This window comes from Ruegeria sp. CRTD044 (assembly GCF_059613485.1).
Genome location: NZ_JBXWSP010000019.1, coordinates 362757 through 380834 on the forward strand (window position 1 = coordinate 362757; position 18078 = coordinate 380834).

The window sequence follows — 18078 nt, forward strand, 5'->3', positions numbered from 1 at the left end:
CATGTTCGACGAAACCCGGGGCGTACGGAAAAAAATCGCAATTGTAGGCGCAGGCATCTCAGGATTATCAGCGGCTTATTACCTGTCGGAAAGCCACGACGTCACCCTGTACGAGGCCGAGCCCCGTCTGGGCGGACATGCGCGCACGGTGATGGCCGGGCGCAACGGCGACCAACCGGTCGATACCGGATTCATCGTCTTCAACTATGCCACCTATCCCTATCTGACCAAGCTGTTCGGTGAGTTGGACGTGCCGGTCATCAAAAGCGAGATGAGCTTTGGCGCCACCATCGACAATGGTCGAATTGAATATGGCCTGAACAACCTGCGCACCATCACCGCGCAGAAGCGCAACCTAGTGCGGCCATCGTATTACAAGATGATCGCCGACATCCTGCGCTTTGGCAAAGAAGCGCCCGAGGCCGCTCGGGATGATGACACCACGATTGGTGAACTGGTTGACCAGATGCGGCTGGGCCACTGGTTCCGCAACAATTACCTGATGCCGATGTGCGGCGCGATCTGGTCCACGCCGGTAGAGTTCGTTGATCAGTTCCCGGCACGGTCGCTGGTGCAGTTCTTCCGCAACCACGCCTTGCTGTCCAGCAAACGCGGCGCCCAGCACCAGTGGTGGACCGTAAAGGGTGGCAGCATCGAATATGTCCGCCGGATCGAATCCGCTCTGCGCGGCCGGGGTTGCGACATCCGCCTGGGCGCACCGGTCTCGAGCGTCGAACGCGACGCCTTGGGCGTGACCGTTCAGTCGCAAGGCCGCTCGGATCAATATGACGAGATCATCCTGGCCACCCATTCCGACCAGTCGCTGGCCATTCTGGGCCAGAACGCCACCGCCGAAGAGGCCACGGCCCTCGGCGCGATCCGCTATCAGCCCAACCGCGCGGTCCTGCACTGCGACCCCAGCCAGATGCCGCGCCGCCGCGCCTGCTGGTCCAGCTGGACCTACCGCTCGCAGGCGGGCAACGTGGGCGTGACCTACTGGATGAACCGGTTGCAGAACATCCCCGAAAGCGACCCCCTGTTCGTCACCCTGAACCCGTCCTCCGACATCGCGCCCGACAAGATCTATGACGAGGTGGAATTTGCCCATCCGGTGTTCGACAAGGCCGCGCTGAAAGCGCAGGGCCAGATCCGGGAAATGCAGGGCCGCAACCGGACCTGGTTCGCCGGCGCCTACAACCGGCACGGGTTCCACGAAGACGGAATCGCCAGCGCGATGCATGTTGTCGGGCTGTTGAACGGCGATCCGCAAACCATCGGAGCTGAAAATGCGATACCTGATCCAAGCGTCGCTGTCCCGGTTACGGCCAGCCCGTAACGCCGCGATCCTGAGCCTGGTTCTGCTGGCCCCTGCCGGGCTGGCGGCCACACCCGTCACCAACGTGCTGCCCGATGCCGAGCTGCGTGGCACCGCCACCTTCCGGTTCCTCGGCCTGCCGATCTACGACGCGCAGCTGTTCACCAAAGGCGGCGGCCCGCTCAGCTGGTCGCAGGATTTCGGCCTGAAGCTGACCTATCGGAAATCGCTGAAGCAGAAGGCGCTGATCGAATCCACGCTGGACGAGATGGCTCGGCAGGGCAACAGCGCCCCGATCGAGGCGCAGTTGAAAACCTGTTATCAGGCGGTCGGTGGCGGTGACAGCTATCTGGCCGTCACCAAAGGCCCCGACGCGATCGAGTTCTGGCGCAACGGGCGCAAGACCTGCACCCTCTCCTATCCGGGGATCAAGCGCAGTTTCATGTCGATCTTTCTGGGCAACAACACCCGGTCCGCCGCCTTTACGCGACAGCTGCGGGGTCAGTGATGCTGTATCCGCGTGTCAGCCTCTATGCGCTGATGCTTGCTGCGGCGGGTATCCCGCTCTACATCCATCTGCCGCGTTTCGCGGCAGTGAACCTCGGGATCGGCCTGGGCGTGATCGGTACGGTTCTGCTGCTGATCCGGCTGGTGGATCTGGTGCAAGACCCGCTGATCGGTTGGGCCATTGACCGCTGGCCCGGCGGGCAGATGGGCTTTGCCGTCTTGGCCGCAGGGGGTCTGGCAGTGGGTTTTCCGCTGTTGTTCTCACTGCCGCAGGGGGCGAGCGTCGGCGCCCTCGTGACGATCCTGATCCTGCTGTTTTCCGCCTACAGCCTGGGCACGATCCTGCTTTATGGTCGCAGCGCGACGCTGGCAAAACAGGCCACCCCGCGCGAGTTGATGACGCTCGCCGCCTTTCGTGAGGGCGGGCAACTGGCAGGCGTGGTCCTGGCCGCCAGCGCACCGGCGCTGTTCGTCGCCTTGGGCGCGGGCGCGCAGGGCTATCCGGCCTTCGGGCTGTTTCTGGGCGCGCTGGCGGTGGTCACCATAGTGCTGACATTGCCGATCTGGCGGCGCGCGCCCATCACCGGTCAGGGGTTGTCGTTCGACGGGCTGGGTCAGGCAGGGGCCCTGCGTCTGCTGGCGCTGGCGCTCGTCAACAGCCTGCCGGTTGCGATCACCTCGACACTGTTCCTGTTCTTCGTCGAGGACCGGCTGCAATTGCCGGGCAAGGCCGGGCCGCTGCTGATCCTGTTCTTCCTCAGCGCCGGGGCCACAGTGCCGCTCTGGGCGCGGCTCAGCAACCGGATTGGCCCGAAACAGACTCTGATCATCGCGATGCCGCTGGCCATTCTGGGCTTTGTCGGGGCGGCCATGCTGGCGCCCGGCAACCTGGTCGGGTTCGCGGTGATCTGCCTGGCGTCGGGGGCGGCGCTGGGGGCGGACATGGTGGTTCTGCCGGCCATGTTCTCGGTGGTGCTGACACGCGCGGGGCTGAATGCTTCGGCCGCCTTCGGCATCTGGTCATTCGCCGGCAAACTGGGGCTGGCTTTGGCCGCATTCTTCACCCTTCCGCTGCTGGAGCGCAGCGGCTTCGTGCCCGGTCAGACGAATTCGGCGCAGGCGTTGGAAACGCTCAACCTGGCCTATGCCGTGCTGCCCTGCATCCTGAAACTCGGCGCGTTCGGAATGGTCCTGACGCTGCCTACAGAGGTACCCGAAAAATGACATTCCTTCTGATTGCCGCACTGGCCGTATTGGCCCTGATCGCGGTCAAAACCCGCCTTCTCAGCTTTCGCGCGCAATCGCCGTCGGACTATGCCGGAACCGGCCCCGATTTCTCGTTGAAGGATAATCTGAACGGGGAAATCCTGTCCGAAGGGCTGATCTATGGCCCGACCGGCAAGATGTCGAACAGTTTCGTGGCGCGAATGATCGGGGAATGGAACGGCAATTCCGGTACCCTGACCGAGTATTTCACCTATTCGAACGGCAAGCAGATGACCCGCAAATGGTACCTGACCATGGGCACAGGCAACAGCTTTACCGCAACCGCCGACGACATCGTCGGCGAAGGCCGCGGCGTGATCTCGGGCGCGACGGTCAAGCTGACCTATCGCATCGTTCTGCCCGAAGACGCCGGGGGCCATACCCTGGATGTGACAGACTGGATGTACCTGACCGAGAGCGGGGCGATCATGAACCGCTCGGAGATGCGCAAGTTCGGCCTGAAGGTGGCCGAGCTTGTCGCCACGATGCGCCCCGCCCCGCCGGAAAAGGCCGCGCATGTGCCCGGTGCAAACGGTCATGACCGCACCGCCGACCCGAGGGCCCTGCAATGACCCATCTCATCAAACGACTGGCCTTCGCGTGCCTGCTGCTGACGGCGGCCTGTGCCTTCAAACCAAAAGTTCCGACCACTTTTCTGTCGGACCGCCAGCTGAACCTCGAAGAGTTCTTTGAGGGCCACACCGTGGCCTATGGGCAGTTCCAGGACGTTCTGGGCAACATCCCGCGCCGGTTCACGGTCGACATCAACGGGACATGGGACGGCCAGACGCTGACCCTGGTCGAGGATTTCGTCTATGATGACGGCGCCACGGAACAGCGCATCTGGACCCTGACCAAAACCGGCGAGGATACCTGGACCGGCACCGCGCCCGGCGTTCTGGGCACCGCGTCGGGAACCGAGCGCGGCGACACGTTCAACTGGAAATACCGCATCGACCTGCCGGTGAAGGACGGAACGATGCGCGTCGATTTCGACGACTGGATGTGGCTGCTGGACGACGACCGCCTGCTGAACCGCGCCTATGTCTCGCGCTTTGGCATACGGCTGGGCGAAGTCGTGCTGTTCTTCGAAAAGAAGTGAACGCACCGCGCCGCGTCCTGATCAATCTTTGGAAAAAGTGGTGAGCCGTGCAGGATTCGAACTTGCAACCCACTGATTAAGAGTCTTATTTCTCTTTTTTCGACAGCATTATGGGCAGTTCGATTGAGTGGCGTACTCCCCTGCAAAATCGGAGTATTCACGCGCTGTGGTTGCTACAAGGCTCTCCCCAACTCCCCGCATTTTGCTTACCCGATGCTACCTAAGTCATCTGGATGCAATACGCCCAATGCCAGACTAACAAAATCAAGTGTCGATCGCATTTCAGCAACAAACCGGACGGTCGAAACGCAAGACACTTGGGCGATATGGGCCGACCTTGTCTTTGGGCGCCGCCCGCGAAATGGCACGCGCGCTTCTTGCTGACGTGGTGCGCGGCGGAGATCCTGTCGCGGATGCTCAAACGCTCAGGCATTCACCAACGGTGAACTCACTTGCGGAGCAAAACAGACCGAACATGCGGAGCCAACGAAACGTCCCGGTAGTGTTCGGAATGATCGGTCGATGCTGGACCGATACATTCTCCCCGAGCTTGGGGACTTTAAAGGCATCGAAGTGACGCGTCAGCATGGTCAAAAGCTTCACAATCAAATGCGTGATACGCCATATCAAGCCAATCGCACTCTGGCCCTCATGTCGAAAATGTTTGAACTGTCTGTGCGCTGGGGTCAGCGTTCTGACAATCCGGCGCGCGGTATAGAAAAGTTTCCCGAGAAAAAGCGGGATCGCTGGCTGTCAGACGATGAGCTGCAAAGGCTTTTGGTGGCTCTGTCAGAGCATCCAAATCAGGTTGCAGCCAACGCTATACGCGTGCAACTCCTGGCTGGCGCACGGATCGGCGAAGTGCTGAAGGCAAAATGGGAAGACTTCGATTTGGATCGCGCGGTCTGAACAAAGCCGTCGCACCACACAAAGCAAAAGCGACGAGAGCACCTGCCGATTTCGTCAGCAACCTGTGATTTGCTTGCGGCAATGAAAGCAGGGGCATCTCCTGAAAGTCGTTGGTTGTTTCCGAGACGCTCTCCGGACCAACCGTACAAGGATCTGAAGAAATTTTGGAGCTAGTTCACCACATCTGCAGGTCTTCAAGACTACCGTATCCACGACAATCGGCATACACATGCGTCGCATCTGGTTTCCAGCGGTCTGAGTCTGCCTATAGTCGGTCGGTTACTTGGACACACGAACCCGTCCACCACGCAACGCCATGCGCACCTCGCAGATGACCCATTGCGGCAGGCAGCGGATGTTATGGATAAGAAGATCGGCGGTCGTAGTTCCTGAAACCTGAGAGCTTTCCTCTGCTCAAGACTCGCGAGCGACAATTAGACTGCAGCTGCCGACACAGTGTCGATGTTCGGGGCGGAAGGGAATGGACGGAGATCTAAGATGTCCAAATCTCTACTTCCCGTTGTCACAACGCGTGGTCCGCCCTGGAACAAAGGCAGACTATGTGGACAAAAGCGACCATTGCAGCCAAAGCAAGTTTGGGCCATTCGCGCTCGGCTCGAACTTGCAAACAAGCTGAGAGACCTGACATTGTTCAATCTTGCCATCGATAGCAAGTTGCGCGGGTGCGATCTCGTCCGCCTGAGGGTTAACGATCTTGCCGTTGGCAACACTGTTCGCGATCGGGTTTCCGTTGTTCAAAGCAAAACTGCAAAGTCGGCGCAATTTGAAGTGACGGAGAATACACGTGAAGTCGTGTCGCAATGGGTCTCTTCTCAATACATGCATGGACAACGGTATCTATTTCCGAGTCGTATGCATGCTTTACCGCATCTTTCGACCCGGCAATACGCTAGGCTTGTTCGGGAATGGGTGTCAGCGATTGGTCTCGATCCGTCCAGCTACGGCACGCATTCGCTTAGGTGCACCAAAGCGGCTTTGATATACAGAAAGACCGGGAACCTAGGTGCCGTTCAACTTCTGCTCGGTCACAGCGAAGTGGACAGTACGGCGCGTTACCTTGGTGTCGAGCTTGAAGACGCACTGAGTATTGCCGAACGTATCGATCTTTAACGAAATAGGCGGGCGGGATCTCCCGCTCGCTGCTCCCAAGCAGACATTCGAATTCTCCGGTTCATCTTCCGCTCAGAGCCCAGAGCACCGATTGCTGCACGCCGTTCGAATGGCAACAAACGGAGAAATTTAGGCGATCAGTGAGTGCGCGTCACACATGTCCTCCGCCCTTATTGATGACAGGAATTGTACCTAGAGAGTTCAAAGTCGGTGACTTGAAGCTTGCAAACACGTCATTGGTTTCCCAGCTTTTTGATGGCGCTATCTACTCGTGTTGATATCGCCATCGCATCCGCCTCATTGCTGAAAAGCATCAAGAGTAGGTTTTCATGTTTAGCGCCAGGCCAGGATGTTACCAGGTTCGCGGCATAGGCTTCGGCGGCGCTTTCGTTGCCAAGGGCTTCGTGGGCGGCAATTCGAATAGCTGTGATCAAAGCACTGGTGCGGCCCTCGACCTCCACGGCAGCTTCAATTGCCGTTATCACCTCCGGATAGTCACCAACCTGAAAAAAAGCACCTGCCAGAATGAAGGGGTGATAACGGTTCGAAGCATTCGGCTGACCCGACCCGGGAACAGACGATAGCACAAGCTCTTCCCCTTGGCCGTCAAACACCATCATCATCCCAAAAAAATTCTGAAGGAAGTCCTCCTCCGGTGCCATTGCAATGGCCGCGCGCGCGCGATCAATTGCGGTTTTGCGCTGCCCATCGACAAATCGTGTCCACGCATCTGCCATTTGGGCGAATGCGTCCGCTGGGTCGATCCGGAGTGCCGCTGCCGCTGCTTTCTTGGCACGCAAAAGCCGGGAGTTGCGCACGTCACCCTGAGGCGTAACAAAAGCGAGATAAGCCTGTGCAAAAGCGTCGCAGCTGTGCCCCGTAGACAGCTCTGGCGAAAGCTCAATGGCGCGCTGACAGAGGATTTCAGCAGCCTCCAGCCTGGCTCCATCGATTGACGGGAAGATCAATTCGTGAGCTTCTTCCACGAATGTTCTGGCAAGCAGTGATGCAGACGACACCTGATTTACGGAACTTCTGACGATGCGTTCTTCGATAACTGCGTTCGACGTAGCTACCGCCTGCTCTGTCGACTGCAAATCACTTGATGCGCCTCTGCCATACCACCCCAATGCGAAAGCAAGACAGCCAGTCGCCAAGAGTGCGGTAAGTAATAGTGCCCGACTCCCTGGTCTGAAACGTTGGGTCTGAACTGTAGGTTCCGGATCCACATACTGCATAACCTCAAATGTCGGACAGTACCCCCCGGAGAGAACTTTGATCCTGACTGGATCTCTCTTGCCTTCATCGGAATAGTAAACGTCCAACCTGCGCCTCAGTCGGCCGGCGTCTACGCGCACAATTGCTTCTTGTTCAACTCCGTCTTCCGGACGGCGGCCATACACATCCGAAGCGATTAGTTTTGCTCTGATGTTTGCCCCGCGACCACTCAAGGTCTCTTCAACGATGTACCGGAGAAAAGACTTTAACCTGTTGGCATCTGCAAAGGTGGCGCTGTCGACTACGCACTGCAAAGCGGACTGGATTTGCAACTTTGTTGGTTCAGTGAGCGTTAGTTCTGTCACTTTTTTTCACCCGGCCGGAATGTCAGAATCCACCGATAATTGAGCCGTCTCTTACCGTAACACCACCGTAACATACGTAGCGGAGCAGCGCTGCCTGTGTTTTTTGGAGGCAGATTAGAATTCTGCACGCAAGGTTGCGCATTGACCGAAACGTTAGAAACAATTTTTCCTGACTGCATCGACCGCTTGCGTGCGCTTCGAAAAACGGACGTAGGATTTGACGAAATTTGCGCGCACTTCGAGATCATTTTGGGTGAGGTCAACAAGCGGTTCGGCGACTTGGATGACACAACCACAGACCTGATCATCAGCTTCGAAGATCTCCGAAGGGAAATTGAGAGGCTGCTTCGCACCATGTCCAATGAAGTGTCCAAAAGTACGTGAGTGCGTAAATCACGACATGCCGGGACACCTTCGGGAGTTTTCCCTTGGGGCCGCAAGCCCCGAACGGATCATGGCATCTTTATACAATGACAGGAGGGAATTATGACGAAACGAACTACAAACTCATCCCGGATGCGACCGATGGTCAGCGCTCTGGCGCTGACGTGCGGGGTGGTGACCACGGCAGCTGCACAGAGCGCCGACGTCGTTCATGGCGCAGAACACTATGTGCTGGAAGCTCAGCATGCTGAAAAATGGTCCATGGAAGATGCTGAGATTCAGGAAAAACTTGCTGCTCTCGAAGCCAAGTTCGGCGCGCCGCCAAACATCATCCACATCATGGTTGATGACACAGCAGTTGGTGAGATCGGAATACCGGAAATTCAGTCTATACGTGGATTCTCGACACCAAATATCAACGAACTCGCAGCTGAAGGCATCAACTTCATGCGGATGTATTCCGAGATCGCGTGTACACAAAGTCGATCCGCCGCCATGACAGGCCGCATGCCGACCAGAAACGGCATGTTCAACGTAGGCTTCCCATATGAGTATGGCGGTCTCGCGGCGGATGAAGTCACAATAGGCGAAGTGCTTAGCGAAGCCGGTTACGCAACTGCATTCTTTGGCAAGTGGCACCTTGGGGATGTCGAAGAAAGCTATGCCACAAACCAGGGTTTCGACGAGGCATTGTGGACACCGTACAACCAAGTACCAAGTATGTATCTTCCTGGGCCTGAAATTGCCGGGGCCATTGCACCGACGGCCTTTAGCCCCGAGCTATTCCCTGAAGATCCTTATGACATGGACAAGGGGTGGCGTCCCAAGGGGACTGTTTGGCACCTTGAGGGCACAAAAGGCGGAGAAGTCAGAGAGTTCCTTCCGCCGACGGACGTCGCGAATTGGTATGAAGCGATTTCCCAGGAAGAACAGCGAACCATGGCGTTTATCGAGAAAAACGCCGCCGCAAAACAACCCTTCTACGTATCTTTTTGGCCAAGCCTCACTGCATTTACACCCTACCCGGAAAAGAAAACCGTATCAGGCGGCCTTCTGCAAGAAGGGTTGGCACGCCTCGACCCATGGGTGGGCAATCTAATGGTTCGTTTGGAAGAGCTGGGTATCGCCGAAAATACGTTGCTGATTTTCATGGCGGACAACGGTCCGATGACGCACAACGGCCCTCCCGGCATGGTTGAGACGCTTTTTCGCGGGGGCAAAGGCGACTACCTTGAAGGTGGTGTCAGGGTTGCAGCCATGGCTCGGTGGCCAGGTATGATTGCACCGGGCCAATCCATTGGGGATATTGTTCACATCTCAGATCTGTTCACCACATTCGCCCGCCTTGGCGGGGCGATGGACAACATTCCAGCCGACCGCATCATCGACGGGGTCGATCAAACGTCGCTGTTTCTAAACGGTGACTCCTACAGTCGGCGTGATTATGTCCACATCTATACTGGGGAGATCTACGCGGCGGCTGTCAAAGGCCGGTTCAAGCGTCATTGGGTAGATGAAAAGCCGGGACTTAGCGGTCCATCTTTTTATGATCTCTACAATGACTCCAGGGAAGTACAGGGCCAAATGCTCCCTATGTTCCCAACCAAGGGCATGTTCAACGCTATGAGAGCGCGTCACGAGATCTGGATGGAAAAATACCCCAATATTGATGAAGCAACGGGCCTGCCTTTGACCGGAATTGTCAACGCTCGTCCGGAAACCATTGCGGCATCCAAACACCGGTTCACCAACGAGGAAGTTCCATTCAATGTTGAAGCCGTAATGGAACGTTCGAAGACCTTCCATGAATTCGAGACCGATTGGGGCGTCGATTAAGCAAAACTAAGGGTGTGCTGGATTGGTTAGGCTTATGTCTGGCACACCTTCTCGTTTCGTTGCGGTACCTTCACATAATTTGGGTAAGCCCGCACTGCCACCGTTGGACACCGATAACCCAGCCTTATGCCTGACGTAGGTCTCTCTAAGTCCAGGATGAACCCAATGTGATGGGCGCTGCGGCTGTTGCGGCCGATGCAAACATCTGATGCCGAATGTCAATGTCACGAGCGTGAGTGATGCTAACTCCAATGGCACATAGCAGACATTAATATTTTCCGAGAATTCGGCAGCTTCGTCCCGCATAACGGTCGTTCGTGGGGACTGAAACGAACGACCGCTTTGAGCCCGATTGATTGATGCCGCGTGGCTCCCCAATTACAGAAATGCGCTGAAATCTGACTTTACAAAGGTGCCGTTCAAGCTTTTGCTCGCCTAACCAGACCGGCCCAGATAGCCGGAGACCCCTCTTGGAAGTGCGGCGCTTTAGATTGTTGGCCTAGTTTGACAAAACTTAGGTACTGAGGATTGTTGGGCTACGTCAGCCAACGTTAGTGCTAGGGGAATAAGGGCAATACAAACTCCACCAAACCAGACGATATTGGTCGATTGACCTCATTGTCCGAGCAATAGCTACCAGACAAGCTTCAGCGCTGTTTTCGTTTAACCGAAATAATGCACCCAGAATGTTTTGGATGCCGTGCTGGTACATCCCGCGCCATAGCGTCCACGTTTCCTAGGTGCCGCAACGCTCCGCTGTTCAGCAATACACCACGCCCTGCATCGTAACGGCGCTGTCCAAATCCGCTGGCAACGCATTCCCAGTTTTCCTTGGCCGCTGCGTTGCGGAACCTGGGTAAGTCGTGCGGGTCATGCCGTCCAGGTGTTGCTGCAACATGATCGTGTTTCTTTGAATTGCTTTGGTGGGTCAAATGGTGGGTCACCTGTGTTGTGCCAGTTGGCTGGACAGTACCGGTCGTCGGCCTTGGCTTTGGGCGCATAACTGTCACGACGCCTTGTGGTTTTGGATGTCCTGGGACGGCCACGTGAGTTGCCGTAGGTTTTGGTGTCAACTGTGGAACTTGGCCAGGGACCGCTGTGGGAACCTGATTGGGAGTCGCGGTTGGAACGAGCGGTGGCACAGCAGTTTGACCGCTGGGTTGAGGCGGAACCTGACCAGGAACAGCGACTGGTATTTGGTTAGGTGTTGCTGTCGGCACCAGGGGCGGCACATTGGGTTGAGGCGGAACCTGGCCAGGGACAGCGACTGGTATTTGGTTAGGTGTTGCTGTCGGCACCAAGGGCGGCACATTGGGTTGAGGCGGAACCTGGCCAGGGACAGCTATCGGAACTTGATTGGGAGTCGCAGTCGGAACTTGCGGCGGCACAGCAGTCGGTCCGGTAGCCAACGGCGGAACCGGATTGGGAACGGCCGTCGGAACCCGGTTTGGTGTCGGGTTTGGCACCAATGGCGGAGCTAGTGTCGGCGCTACGATCGGCGTTGGAACCTGACCGGGAACCGCTATTGGCGTCGCGATAGGAACCCGACCGGGAATTGCGTTCGGTACCGCGCCCGGTGCAAGGACCGGCACTGTAACGGACGTGGGCGTTTGCGGCGTTCCTCGAGGTGGCAATTGATTTGCCACCGGCTGCGTTGGGCCGGTAATTTGATTGCCTGGCCCTTGCCCACCGGTCTGCCCGCATCCTTGGCCGGACTGGTGTAGGTTCCCTACGCCTCGGCACCAACCGTATTGGTTTCCGCGGGCAAAGACCTGCGTGGCGGCCAGTCCAGCAATCAAACAAGCTGCGGAAAGTAAAGCAATGCGGTTCCGTTTCATAACATCCTCACCAACTTGTTGTCAGAGCAAGATACGCGCCAGGATCGCCAGAGTCGGTCAAAGGACCGTCCCTCAAAGGAACACCGACATATCCGGACAAGAATAGGTTCTGCTTAAACTCAATGTCCAAACCCAGACCAGTCGATGCCAGTGTAGCACTTTCAACTTCAAAACTCGCAGGTTCATTGTTCGAGATGTAACCCACGTCGAAAAAGGCAAAGGGCGTCAAGCGATGTATGCTCTGGGACCTGGGGAAGTAGGAATGAGAGACTTCGAAAACCGCGGAGATCCCAGAATCACCGTCAACCTCGTCAAAACGATATCCGCGCAAAGCATAACGATCACCAAGGAAGTACTCCTCTACCGAGGGCAGCCGGTCGGTTGTGAACTGGCCCCAGATCTCAGTGCGCCACGCTGTGTTGGGCGACAAGCCCGTAAGCGGGCTTTCGTATCCAATGCCGCCCCGTAGATGCCAGAATGAGGAGTCGCCGTCGTCAAAATTCGCGTCCGTCGTATTATTGTTGCCAAACGATAAGGTTAATCCCGCCTCCAAAGTTTGCCCTTTTGAATAGTTTTGCCCATAGAGATACGTTAGGCCGACGACACCTGCGTCACTGGATAATGGCACGCCGCCACTGACTGAGTCCGCTTCGGAAAGGCGATAATCCAGCAGAAGATATCCATAACGGGCCACATCGCGGATCACGGGGTATCCCAACGCGACGGTGAAGTTCTCGCCATCAACATCTGTTCTTGCAAACTCCCCCGAGAGATCACGTTTTGCGTTTATGTTTCCGTAGAAAACCTCACCGTACAGACCATCGCTGTTCAGCGGCGTGCGATAGGTAACAGCGCCCCACAAAGAGTGTTCGTCGTCTTTGTCCCAATTGTAGTTGCCAGACCCCTCAAATCGCAGCAAATCCCCGACGGTCAGCGTCGAATAAAACTCTTGTACGACATAGAAGCTGAGCGCTTCTCCCAGCTCACGCGGAGGGTTGTCGAGTGTCGCACTACCGGCTTGTTTGCGCAGAGGTTCTCCCAGTACCCTCAACCGAGCGCCAGCCTGATCCGGGTAATCAAGTTCGGTCGACACGTCCAAGTCGGGTATGTCCTCGGCTAACATGACCGCCCGCTCAAATTGTTTGAGAGTTATCGGGTATGCGGTGGTGAGTGGGCGAAAGATCTTTTCCAAGGTTTGGAACGTGCGCGTATCTACACCTTCAATTTCGATGGTTTGAATGCGCCCTTCATCCACAACTATTCTCTGCCCATCGGGTCCAGGCCAGGCCTCAGCCAAGAAATAACCGTCTTCTCGGTAGATTTGAGTGATCGTTGATGCGACCCCGTCCGCCGTGATGCGACCTGACCGATTGAAGGCCAATTGGCCGGCATAAGTTAGCAACTCATCCGCATCATATACCGTTACGCCGCTGACGGAGTGCCGGGATGCGATGTCCCAAGTTTGGGCAATGCCGTATTTTGGAACTGATACGACGGCTATAACAGTGCAAATGATCGCAAATACAACCGAGCTGAATACGCGCATTTTTCATAACCTTACGGAAATCGGGCATGTTCAAGCCCAATCTTATTACGACGTGCGCATGTGTGAACTTGACGCTATTCAAATTTGATCATGGTTGGTGCTTTCCGGATACACACCTGAAAGGTCACAATGCGCCTTCGTCGCCCGGGAACTCGATACCGGCTGTCGCGCCATCACTGTAGGCGATACAATTCCACGGAGCCCGATCCTCTCCGACACCAACTGTGACTTGTGTCCCAGCCTCGCTGAACGCGGATGAGAGCACGACGACTTGCGCGACGACGCCCAAATTCTGAGCGCATCTTTTTGAATGCGTAAGCTGTGAACTTGTCTATTTTATCACGATCAAGTGCTTGTTTCTGCCAGACGGTCTTGCCGTACCAACCGCCCGCATACTCTTCGACAATTTTGAAACTTCAAAGGTGTGCTGGGAGAGCGCCTGCTGGAAAGCAACACGCTGTGCGTCGGTAGAAAAGCGTCGATCCTCGCCGGTATGATTGGCGAGTTCCCGGCTAAGGCAGTAGTCCAGAGAGCGGTAAGTTAGCCGGGCAAAGAAATCTCGCGCGAGCCTCGCAAATTCATCTCCCGAGGCAAAACTCGCAAGTGTCCTACGGATTTCCTGCGGTGTCGGTTCAAACAGGGTTGGCAACCGGTCGCGCAGCTGAATGGACAGGGTTTCCCGCAGCGCAACCTTCGCCAATTTTCCTACATCGGAAGATCCTCGGAGATCGAAGCTGTTGCGATCAACGGCACGATCCAAACCGGCCAGCAAGCCGGTCACTGTAACTGAGTTCCGACGTCGCAATGCCCAAGTCAGCCAAAGCGTCTTCGAAGCCCGGAGCCCTTGCAAGCACAGGCAGCCTCACGAGGAGATCACTTACAAACTGAAACCTGGGGTCACGACTCGCCAGTGCGAAATCGCTCTCAGATGCATCCGCTGCGGCCTCGGCGATCTCTTCGACCGACGCATCGGTTGCGATCAAATCAACGACCTCGCGCCACTTCTTGGACCGAGGCAACGTGCCAAGCCTGATGTGTCCCATCAGCTCTTCCCTTGCCTGCAAAGGCATGCAACCCTCGGGCGAATGTAAAGGGAAATATGGGCTCAGTCGCTTACCCTGTGCTTACCTGAAAGGAGCGCCTGGCACGAGATCGCCTCGTGAGTCTTTGAAAAAGTGGTGAGCCGTGCAGGATTCGAACCTGCGACCCACTGATTAAAAGTCAGTTGCTCTACCAACTGAGCTAACGGCCCACTCTTTTCGTCGGATCGTTGCGATCCGTGGCGCTGTCTAAGGCATTTTCCCGACCGGGTACAAGCCCTTTTTCGCACCGCGTTCCGCCTGAAATCAATGTGTTCCCGGCGTCCCGATAGGCGGCCTAATTAGGGTTGAGGCGGCGGGGGGTCAACCCCTTTTTTCAGGAATCTTCGCGCCGGGCTGGATTCATGTCTGCGGCAAGGCTATATGCCCGCCATGCAACAACGATCCGACACCGGTTTGCCCTTCATGAAGATGCACGGGCTTGGCAATGACTTCGTCATTGTGGACGCGCGCGCGCATCCGGTGCAGATCACGCCGGCGCTGGCGCGCGGGATCGGACACCGGCAGTTCGGAGTCGGATTCGACCAGCTGGCCGTCATCGAAAACGGCGAATCGGATGCGCATCTGGTGTTCTACAATGCCGACGGGTCGATCTCGGCCACCTGCGGCAACGCCACCCGCTGCATCGCCTGGTTCCTGATGCAGGAAAGCGGCAAATCCGAACTGACGCTGACCACCAGCCACGGCACGCTGCAGGCGCGGGACGCGGGCGACGGGCTGACCTCGGTCAACATGGGGCACCCGCAGCTGGACTGGGCCGACATCCCCCTGGCCGAAGAGGTGGATACGCTGGAACTGCCGATCGAAGGTGGGCCGGTGGCCACCGGCATGGGCAACCCGCATTGCACCTTCTTCGTCGAGGATGCCGAGGCGATTCCGCTGGAGGAATTCGGCGCGCGCTATGAGTATCACCCGCTCTATCCGCAGCGCACCAATGTGCAAATCGCCCAGATCATCGGCCCGGATCACATCCGCATGCGGGTGTGGGAACGCGGCGTGGGCATCACGCTGGCCTCAGGCTCGTCGTCGTGTGCCACGGCCGTGGCGGCGGCGCGGCGTGGCCTGACCGGGCGCAAGGTGCAGATCGAGCTGGACGGCGGCACCATCTGGATCGACTGGCGCGAGGACGGCGTCTGGATGACCGGCCCCACCTGCCATGTCTTCTCGGGCACGCTGACGCCCGAATTTCTGGAGTCGCTGGGATGAACCCGCCGAAATTCACCACGCTGGGCTGCCGGCTTAACGCCTACGAGACCGAGGCGATGAAAGAGCTGTCGCAGCAGGCCGGGCTGACCGATGCGGTAATCGTGAACACCTGCGCCGTCACCGCCGAGGCCGTGCGCAAGGCCCGGCAGGAGATCCGCAAGCTGCGCCGCGAGAACCCGAATGCGCGCCTGATCGTGACCGGCTGCGCGGCCCAGACCGAACCGCAGACCTTTGCCACGATGGATGAGGTCGATGCGGTGATCGGCAATACCGAAAAGATGCGCCCCGAGACCTGGAAGAGCATGGCCGCCGATTTCATCGGCGAGACCGAAGCGGTTCAGGTCGACGACATCATGTCGGTCACCGAAACCGCGGGCCATCTGATCGACGGGTTCGGCACCCGATCGCGCGCCTATGTGCAGGTCCAGAACGGCTGTGACCATCGTTGCACCTTCTGCATCATCCCCTATGGCCGCGGCAACTCGCGCAGCGTCCCGGCGGGCGTGGTGGTGGACCAGATCAAGCGGCTGGTGGACCGGGGCTATAACGAGGTGGTGCTGACCGGGGTCGACCTGACCTCATGGGGCGCCGACCTGCCGGCAAGCCCCAAGCTGGGCGATCTGGTCATGCGCATCCTGAAACTGGTGCCGGACCTGCCGCGCCTGCGCATCAGCTCGATCGATTCGATCGAGGTGGACGAGAACCTGATGCAGGCCATCGCGACCGAGCCACGCCTGATGCCGCATCTGCACCTGTCGCTGCAGCATGGTGACGATCTGATCCTGAAACGGATGAAGCGCCGCCACCTGCGCGACGACGCCATCCGCTTCACCGAAGAGGCCCGCAAGCTGCGCCCCGAGATCACCTTTGGCGCCGACATCATCGCGGGCTTTCCGACGGAAACCGAGGCGCATTTCGAGAACTCGCTGAAACTGGTCACCGACTGCGACCTGACCTGGCTGCATGTCTTTCCCTATTCCAAGCGAGAAGGCACGCCGGCGGCGCGCATTCCGCAGCAGGTCAACGGCAAGGTCATAAAGGAACGTGCGGCCAGGCTACGTGAGGCGGGTGATACGCAGGTAGCCAGGCACCTGGCGGCCCAACTGGGCAAGACCCATCACATTCTGATGGAGAATTCTCTCATGGGCCGGACCGAGCAGTTCACCGAAGTGACATTTGCGAACGCGCAACCCGAAGGGCAGATCGTCACTGCCGCCATCACCGGGGTTCGCGATCAGCAACTGGTGGCCTGACGCCTCTCAGGCCGGCCCGTCAGTCGCCAGAAGCTCTTCCATGAAAACACTGATCAGTTGGGCCCGCCCGTCCACGCCGGCTTTTCCATAGATCGAAGCCGATTGCGCGCGAACGGTACCCACGGCGCGGCCTCGGATCCGGGCGATATTCTCATTGTCGACGCCCTTGAGGATCAACAGGCCCACTTCGCGCTCGGCGCTGGTCAGACCCCAGCGGGTAAAGAAAGTGTCGATCACGGCGCTCATTTCTCCCTGCGCCGCGCGCAGGCCTTGTTTTGTCTGGTCCATTCGCGCCAGCAACCTGCGCAGCTCAAGCATGAAGAACAGGACGCCAAGGCAAAGGACGGTCGCGACCAGGGATTCCAAAACGAGATGCGCCAGAGGCTCGCTGCCATCGAGGTCCAGAATGGCATCGCCCATGTAGAATGCGGCACATAGACCCTGAACCACGATCATCGCCGCCATCAGAACGGCCCGGCGTGCATCCGCATCGCCGGACCGCAGGTTTTCGGTGATCCATTTGATCATTTGGTCGACCAGCCATCAGGAGTATTCTTGTCCCCTGATACCATGGCTTTGACCAGAGCGACACCGGTTCGACGTTGGTCCAAAAGCACGCCAAGCACGTGCAGAACAACGCTTAGAATCAGCCAGTTGAACGCCAGCTCGTGCGCATCCTCGACCCAACCCACCCCGAAGAAGGCCGTGGTACCCATCATGATGCCTGTGGCGCAGATGACGCCCAACGTCATCCAGATGTTGTAGACCATCAGCGCGCCCAGTGGATTGTGCGACAGGTGAACCAACCGGTCGCCCCGTACGATCTCACGCACATGGCGGACCGCGGCATTTGGGCTGAACGGGAATGCCGAGAACCTGGCCGGTGCCGGCCCAAGGACGCCCCAGGTCAGGCGCACCAGAACCAGCCCAAGAACGGCATATCCGACATATTCATGCAGCAGCCCCTCGGGGTCGGTCACAGCGACGTTGAGCAGAATGCCCAGAACCACCGACCAGTGGATCAGGCGGACCAAAGGGTCCCAGACCCGGATGGTGCGGGCGCCCTCGCGCCCGCCCTGGTGCTGGATGGACTCAGACATTT

The 18078-nt window shown here is 57.9% G+C and carries 18 protein-coding genes and 1 tRNA gene; 13 read left to right on the forward strand and 6 right to left on the reverse strand.

What is annotated here, in order from left to right; translation table 11 throughout:
- The first annotated feature begins 1 nt into the window (after nucleotide 1).
- From AC2FNL_RS18050 to AC2FNL_RS18090, 9 genes are all read left to right on the forward strand, one after another.
- Complete coding sequence (locus AC2FNL_RS18050; RefSeq protein WP_496834583.1) at nucleotides 2–1336, forward strand: NAD(P)/FAD-dependent oxidoreductase; 1335 nt, start codon at nucleotides 2–4, stop codon at nucleotides 1334–1336.
- Nucleotides 1287–1823 carry a hypothetical protein gene (locus AC2FNL_RS18055; protein ID WP_496834584.1) on the forward strand — a complete coding sequence of 179 codons (537 nt, stop codon included), beginning with the start codon at nucleotides 1287–1289 and terminating at the stop codon, nucleotides 1821–1823. The genes AC2FNL_RS18050 and AC2FNL_RS18055 overlap by 50 nt, the downstream gene beginning before the upstream one ends.
- Nucleotides 1823–3046 carry an MFS transporter gene (locus AC2FNL_RS18060; RefSeq protein WP_496834585.1) on the forward strand — a complete coding sequence of 408 codons (1224 nt, stop codon included), beginning with the start codon at nucleotides 1823–1825 and terminating at the stop codon, nucleotides 3044–3046. The genes AC2FNL_RS18055 and AC2FNL_RS18060 overlap by 1 nt, the downstream gene beginning before the upstream one ends.
- Nucleotides 3043–3660, forward strand: a complete 618-nt coding sequence (locus AC2FNL_RS18065) for a DUF3833 domain-containing protein (protein WP_093964038.1) — start codon at nucleotides 3043–3045, stop codon at nucleotides 3658–3660. The genes AC2FNL_RS18060 and AC2FNL_RS18065 overlap by 4 nt, the downstream gene beginning before the upstream one ends.
- Complete coding sequence (locus tag AC2FNL_RS18070; protein WP_170419852.1) at nucleotides 3657–4190, forward strand: DUF3833 family protein; 534 nt, start codon at nucleotides 3657–3659, stop codon at nucleotides 4188–4190. The genes AC2FNL_RS18065 and AC2FNL_RS18070 overlap by 4 nt, the downstream gene beginning before the upstream one ends.
- Nucleotides 4191–4458: 268 nt before the next feature.
- Nucleotides 4459–4767, forward strand: a complete 309-nt coding sequence (locus tag AC2FNL_RS18075; RefSeq protein ID WP_496834586.1) for an Arm DNA-binding domain-containing protein — start codon at nucleotides 4459–4461, stop codon at nucleotides 4765–4767.
- On the forward strand, nucleotides 4713–5099 hold the full coding sequence (locus AC2FNL_RS18080) for a tyrosine-type recombinase/integrase (RefSeq protein ID WP_496834587.1): 387 nt from the start codon (nucleotides 4713–4715) through the stop codon (nucleotides 5097–5099). Before AC2FNL_RS18075 ends, AC2FNL_RS18080 begins: the two co-directional genes overlap by 55 nt.
- A gap of 240 nt (nucleotides 5100–5339) precedes the next feature.
- Nucleotides 5340–5492: a hypothetical protein gene (locus AC2FNL_RS18085; protein ID WP_496834690.1), complete on the forward strand. Its 153-nt coding sequence runs from the start codon at nucleotides 5340–5342 to the stop codon at nucleotides 5490–5492.
- A gap of 105 nt (nucleotides 5493–5597) precedes the next feature.
- Nucleotides 5598–6230, forward strand: coding sequence for a tyrosine-type recombinase/integrase (locus AC2FNL_RS18090; RefSeq protein ID WP_496834588.1), 633 nt, complete (start codon nucleotides 5598–5600; stop codon nucleotides 6228–6230).
- Between the two features lie 233 nt (nucleotides 6231–6463).
- Here AC2FNL_RS18090 and AC2FNL_RS18095 read toward each other — a convergent pair whose 3' ends face one another.
- Nucleotides 6464–7813 (reverse strand): hypothetical protein, encoded by a 1350-nt coding sequence (locus AC2FNL_RS18095; RefSeq protein ID WP_496834589.1) that lies wholly within the window; start codon nucleotides 7811–7813, stop codon nucleotides 6464–6466.
- Nucleotides 7814–7954: 141 nt separating this feature from the next.
- Here AC2FNL_RS18095 and AC2FNL_RS18100 point away from each other — a divergent pair, with 141 nt between their 5' ends.
- A complete protein-coding gene (locus AC2FNL_RS18100) occupies nucleotides 7955–8197 on the forward strand; it encodes a hypothetical protein (protein ID WP_496834590.1) in 243 nt (80 codons plus the stop codon).
- 141 nt (nucleotides 8198–8338) lie between these two features.
- Nucleotides 8339–10033, forward strand: a complete 1695-nt coding sequence (locus AC2FNL_RS18105) for a sulfatase-like hydrolase/transferase (protein ID WP_496834591.1) — start codon at nucleotides 8339–8341, stop codon at nucleotides 10031–10033.
- Between the two features lie 1845 nt (nucleotides 10034–11878).
- On the opposite strand, the gene AC2FNL_RS18110 is transcribed toward AC2FNL_RS18105, so the two are convergent.
- The 3 genes from AC2FNL_RS18110 to AC2FNL_RS18120 form a co-directional block, all read right to left on the reverse strand.
- Entirely contained in the window at nucleotides 11879–13417 is a 1539-nt protein-coding gene (locus AC2FNL_RS18110) for a ShlB/FhaC/HecB family hemolysin secretion/activation protein (RefSeq protein WP_496834592.1), read from the reverse strand.
- A gap of 331 nt (nucleotides 13418–13748) precedes the next feature.
- Complete coding sequence (locus AC2FNL_RS18115) at nucleotides 13749–14198, reverse strand: hypothetical protein (RefSeq protein ID WP_496834593.1); 450 nt, start codon at nucleotides 14196–14198, stop codon at nucleotides 13749–13751.
- Nucleotides 14199–14593: 395 nt separating this feature from the next.
- Nucleotides 14594–14669 (reverse strand) — tRNA-Lys (locus AC2FNL_RS18120).
- A gap of 211 nt (nucleotides 14670–14880) precedes the next feature.
- On the opposite strand from AC2FNL_RS18120, the gene dapF reads away from it, so the two are divergent.
- Together dapF and mtaB are read left to right on the forward strand one after the other, a co-directional pair.
- Nucleotides 14881–15723 (forward strand): diaminopimelate epimerase, encoded by an 843-nt coding sequence (gene dapF, locus AC2FNL_RS18125; RefSeq protein WP_496834594.1) that lies wholly within the window; start codon nucleotides 14881–14883, stop codon nucleotides 15721–15723.
- Nucleotides 15720–16976, forward strand: a complete 1257-nt coding sequence (mtaB, locus tag AC2FNL_RS18130; RefSeq protein ID WP_496834595.1) for a tRNA (N(6)-L-threonylcarbamoyladenosine(37)-C(2))-methylthiotransferase MtaB — start codon at nucleotides 15720–15722, stop codon at nucleotides 16974–16976. Before dapF ends, mtaB begins: the two co-directional genes overlap by 4 nt.
- Nucleotides 16977–16982: 6 nt before the next feature.
- Here mtaB and AC2FNL_RS18135 read toward each other — a convergent pair whose 3' ends face one another.
- Nucleotides 16983–17504, reverse strand: a complete 522-nt coding sequence (locus AC2FNL_RS18135; RefSeq protein ID WP_170582370.1) for a helix-turn-helix transcriptional regulator — start codon at nucleotides 17502–17504, stop codon at nucleotides 16983–16985.
- The gene (locus tag AC2FNL_RS18140) at nucleotides 17501–18076 is read right to left on the reverse strand and encodes a cytochrome b/b6 domain-containing protein (RefSeq protein WP_496834596.1); all 576 of its coding nucleotides are present in this window, start codon (nucleotides 18074–18076) and stop codon (nucleotides 17501–17503) included. Before AC2FNL_RS18140 ends, AC2FNL_RS18135 begins: the two co-directional genes overlap by 4 nt.
- Nucleotides 18077–18078 lie beyond the last annotated feature (2 nt).

Excerpts from the sequence above, each read along its gene's own strand:
- AC2FNL_RS18050 (WP_496834583.1), top strand. The coding sequence starts at position 2 with ATGTTCGACGAAACCCGGGGCGTACGGAAAAAAATCGCAATTGTAGGC.
- AC2FNL_RS18055 (WP_496834584.1), top strand. The coding sequence starts at position 1,287 with ATGCGATACCTGATCCAAGCGTCGCTGTCCCGGTTACGGCCAGCCCGT.
- AC2FNL_RS18060 (WP_496834585.1), top strand. The coding sequence starts at position 1,823 with ATGCTGTATCCGCGTGTCAGCCTCTATGCGCTGATGCTTGCTGCGGCG.
- AC2FNL_RS18065 (WP_093964038.1), top strand. The coding sequence starts at position 3,043 with ATGACATTCCTTCTGATTGCCGCACTGGCCGTATTGGCCCTGATCGCG.
- AC2FNL_RS18070 (WP_170419852.1), top strand. The coding sequence starts at position 3,657 with ATGACCCATCTCATCAAACGACTGGCCTTCGCGTGCCTGCTGCTGACG.
- AC2FNL_RS18080 (WP_496834587.1), top strand. The coding sequence starts at position 4,713 with ATGCTGGACCGATACATTCTCCCCGAGCTTGGGGACTTTAAAGGCATC.
- AC2FNL_RS18090 (WP_496834588.1), top strand. The coding sequence starts at position 5,598 with ATGTCCAAATCTCTACTTCCCGTTGTCACAACGCGTGGTCCGCCCTGG.
- AC2FNL_RS18105 (WP_496834591.1), top strand. The coding sequence starts at position 8,339 with ATGGTCAGCGCTCTGGCGCTGACGTGCGGGGTGGTGACCACGGCAGCT.
- AC2FNL_RS18110 (WP_496834592.1), bottom strand. The coding sequence starts at position 13,417 with ATGCGCGTATTCAGCTCGGTTGTATTTGCGATCATTTGCACTGTTATA.
- dapF (WP_496834594.1), top strand. The coding sequence starts at position 14,881 with ATGCCCGCCATGCAACAACGATCCGACACCGGTTTGCCCTTCATGAAG.
- mtaB (WP_496834595.1), top strand. The coding sequence starts at position 15,720 with ATGAACCCGCCGAAATTCACCACGCTGGGCTGCCGGCTTAACGCCTAC.
- AC2FNL_RS18135 (WP_170582370.1), bottom strand. The coding sequence starts at position 17,504 with ATGATCAAATGGATCACCGAAAACCTGCGGTCCGGCGATGCGGATGCA.
- AC2FNL_RS18140 (WP_496834596.1), bottom strand. The coding sequence starts at position 18,076 with ATGTCTGAGTCCATCCAGCACCAGGGCGGGCGCGAGGGCGCCCGCACC.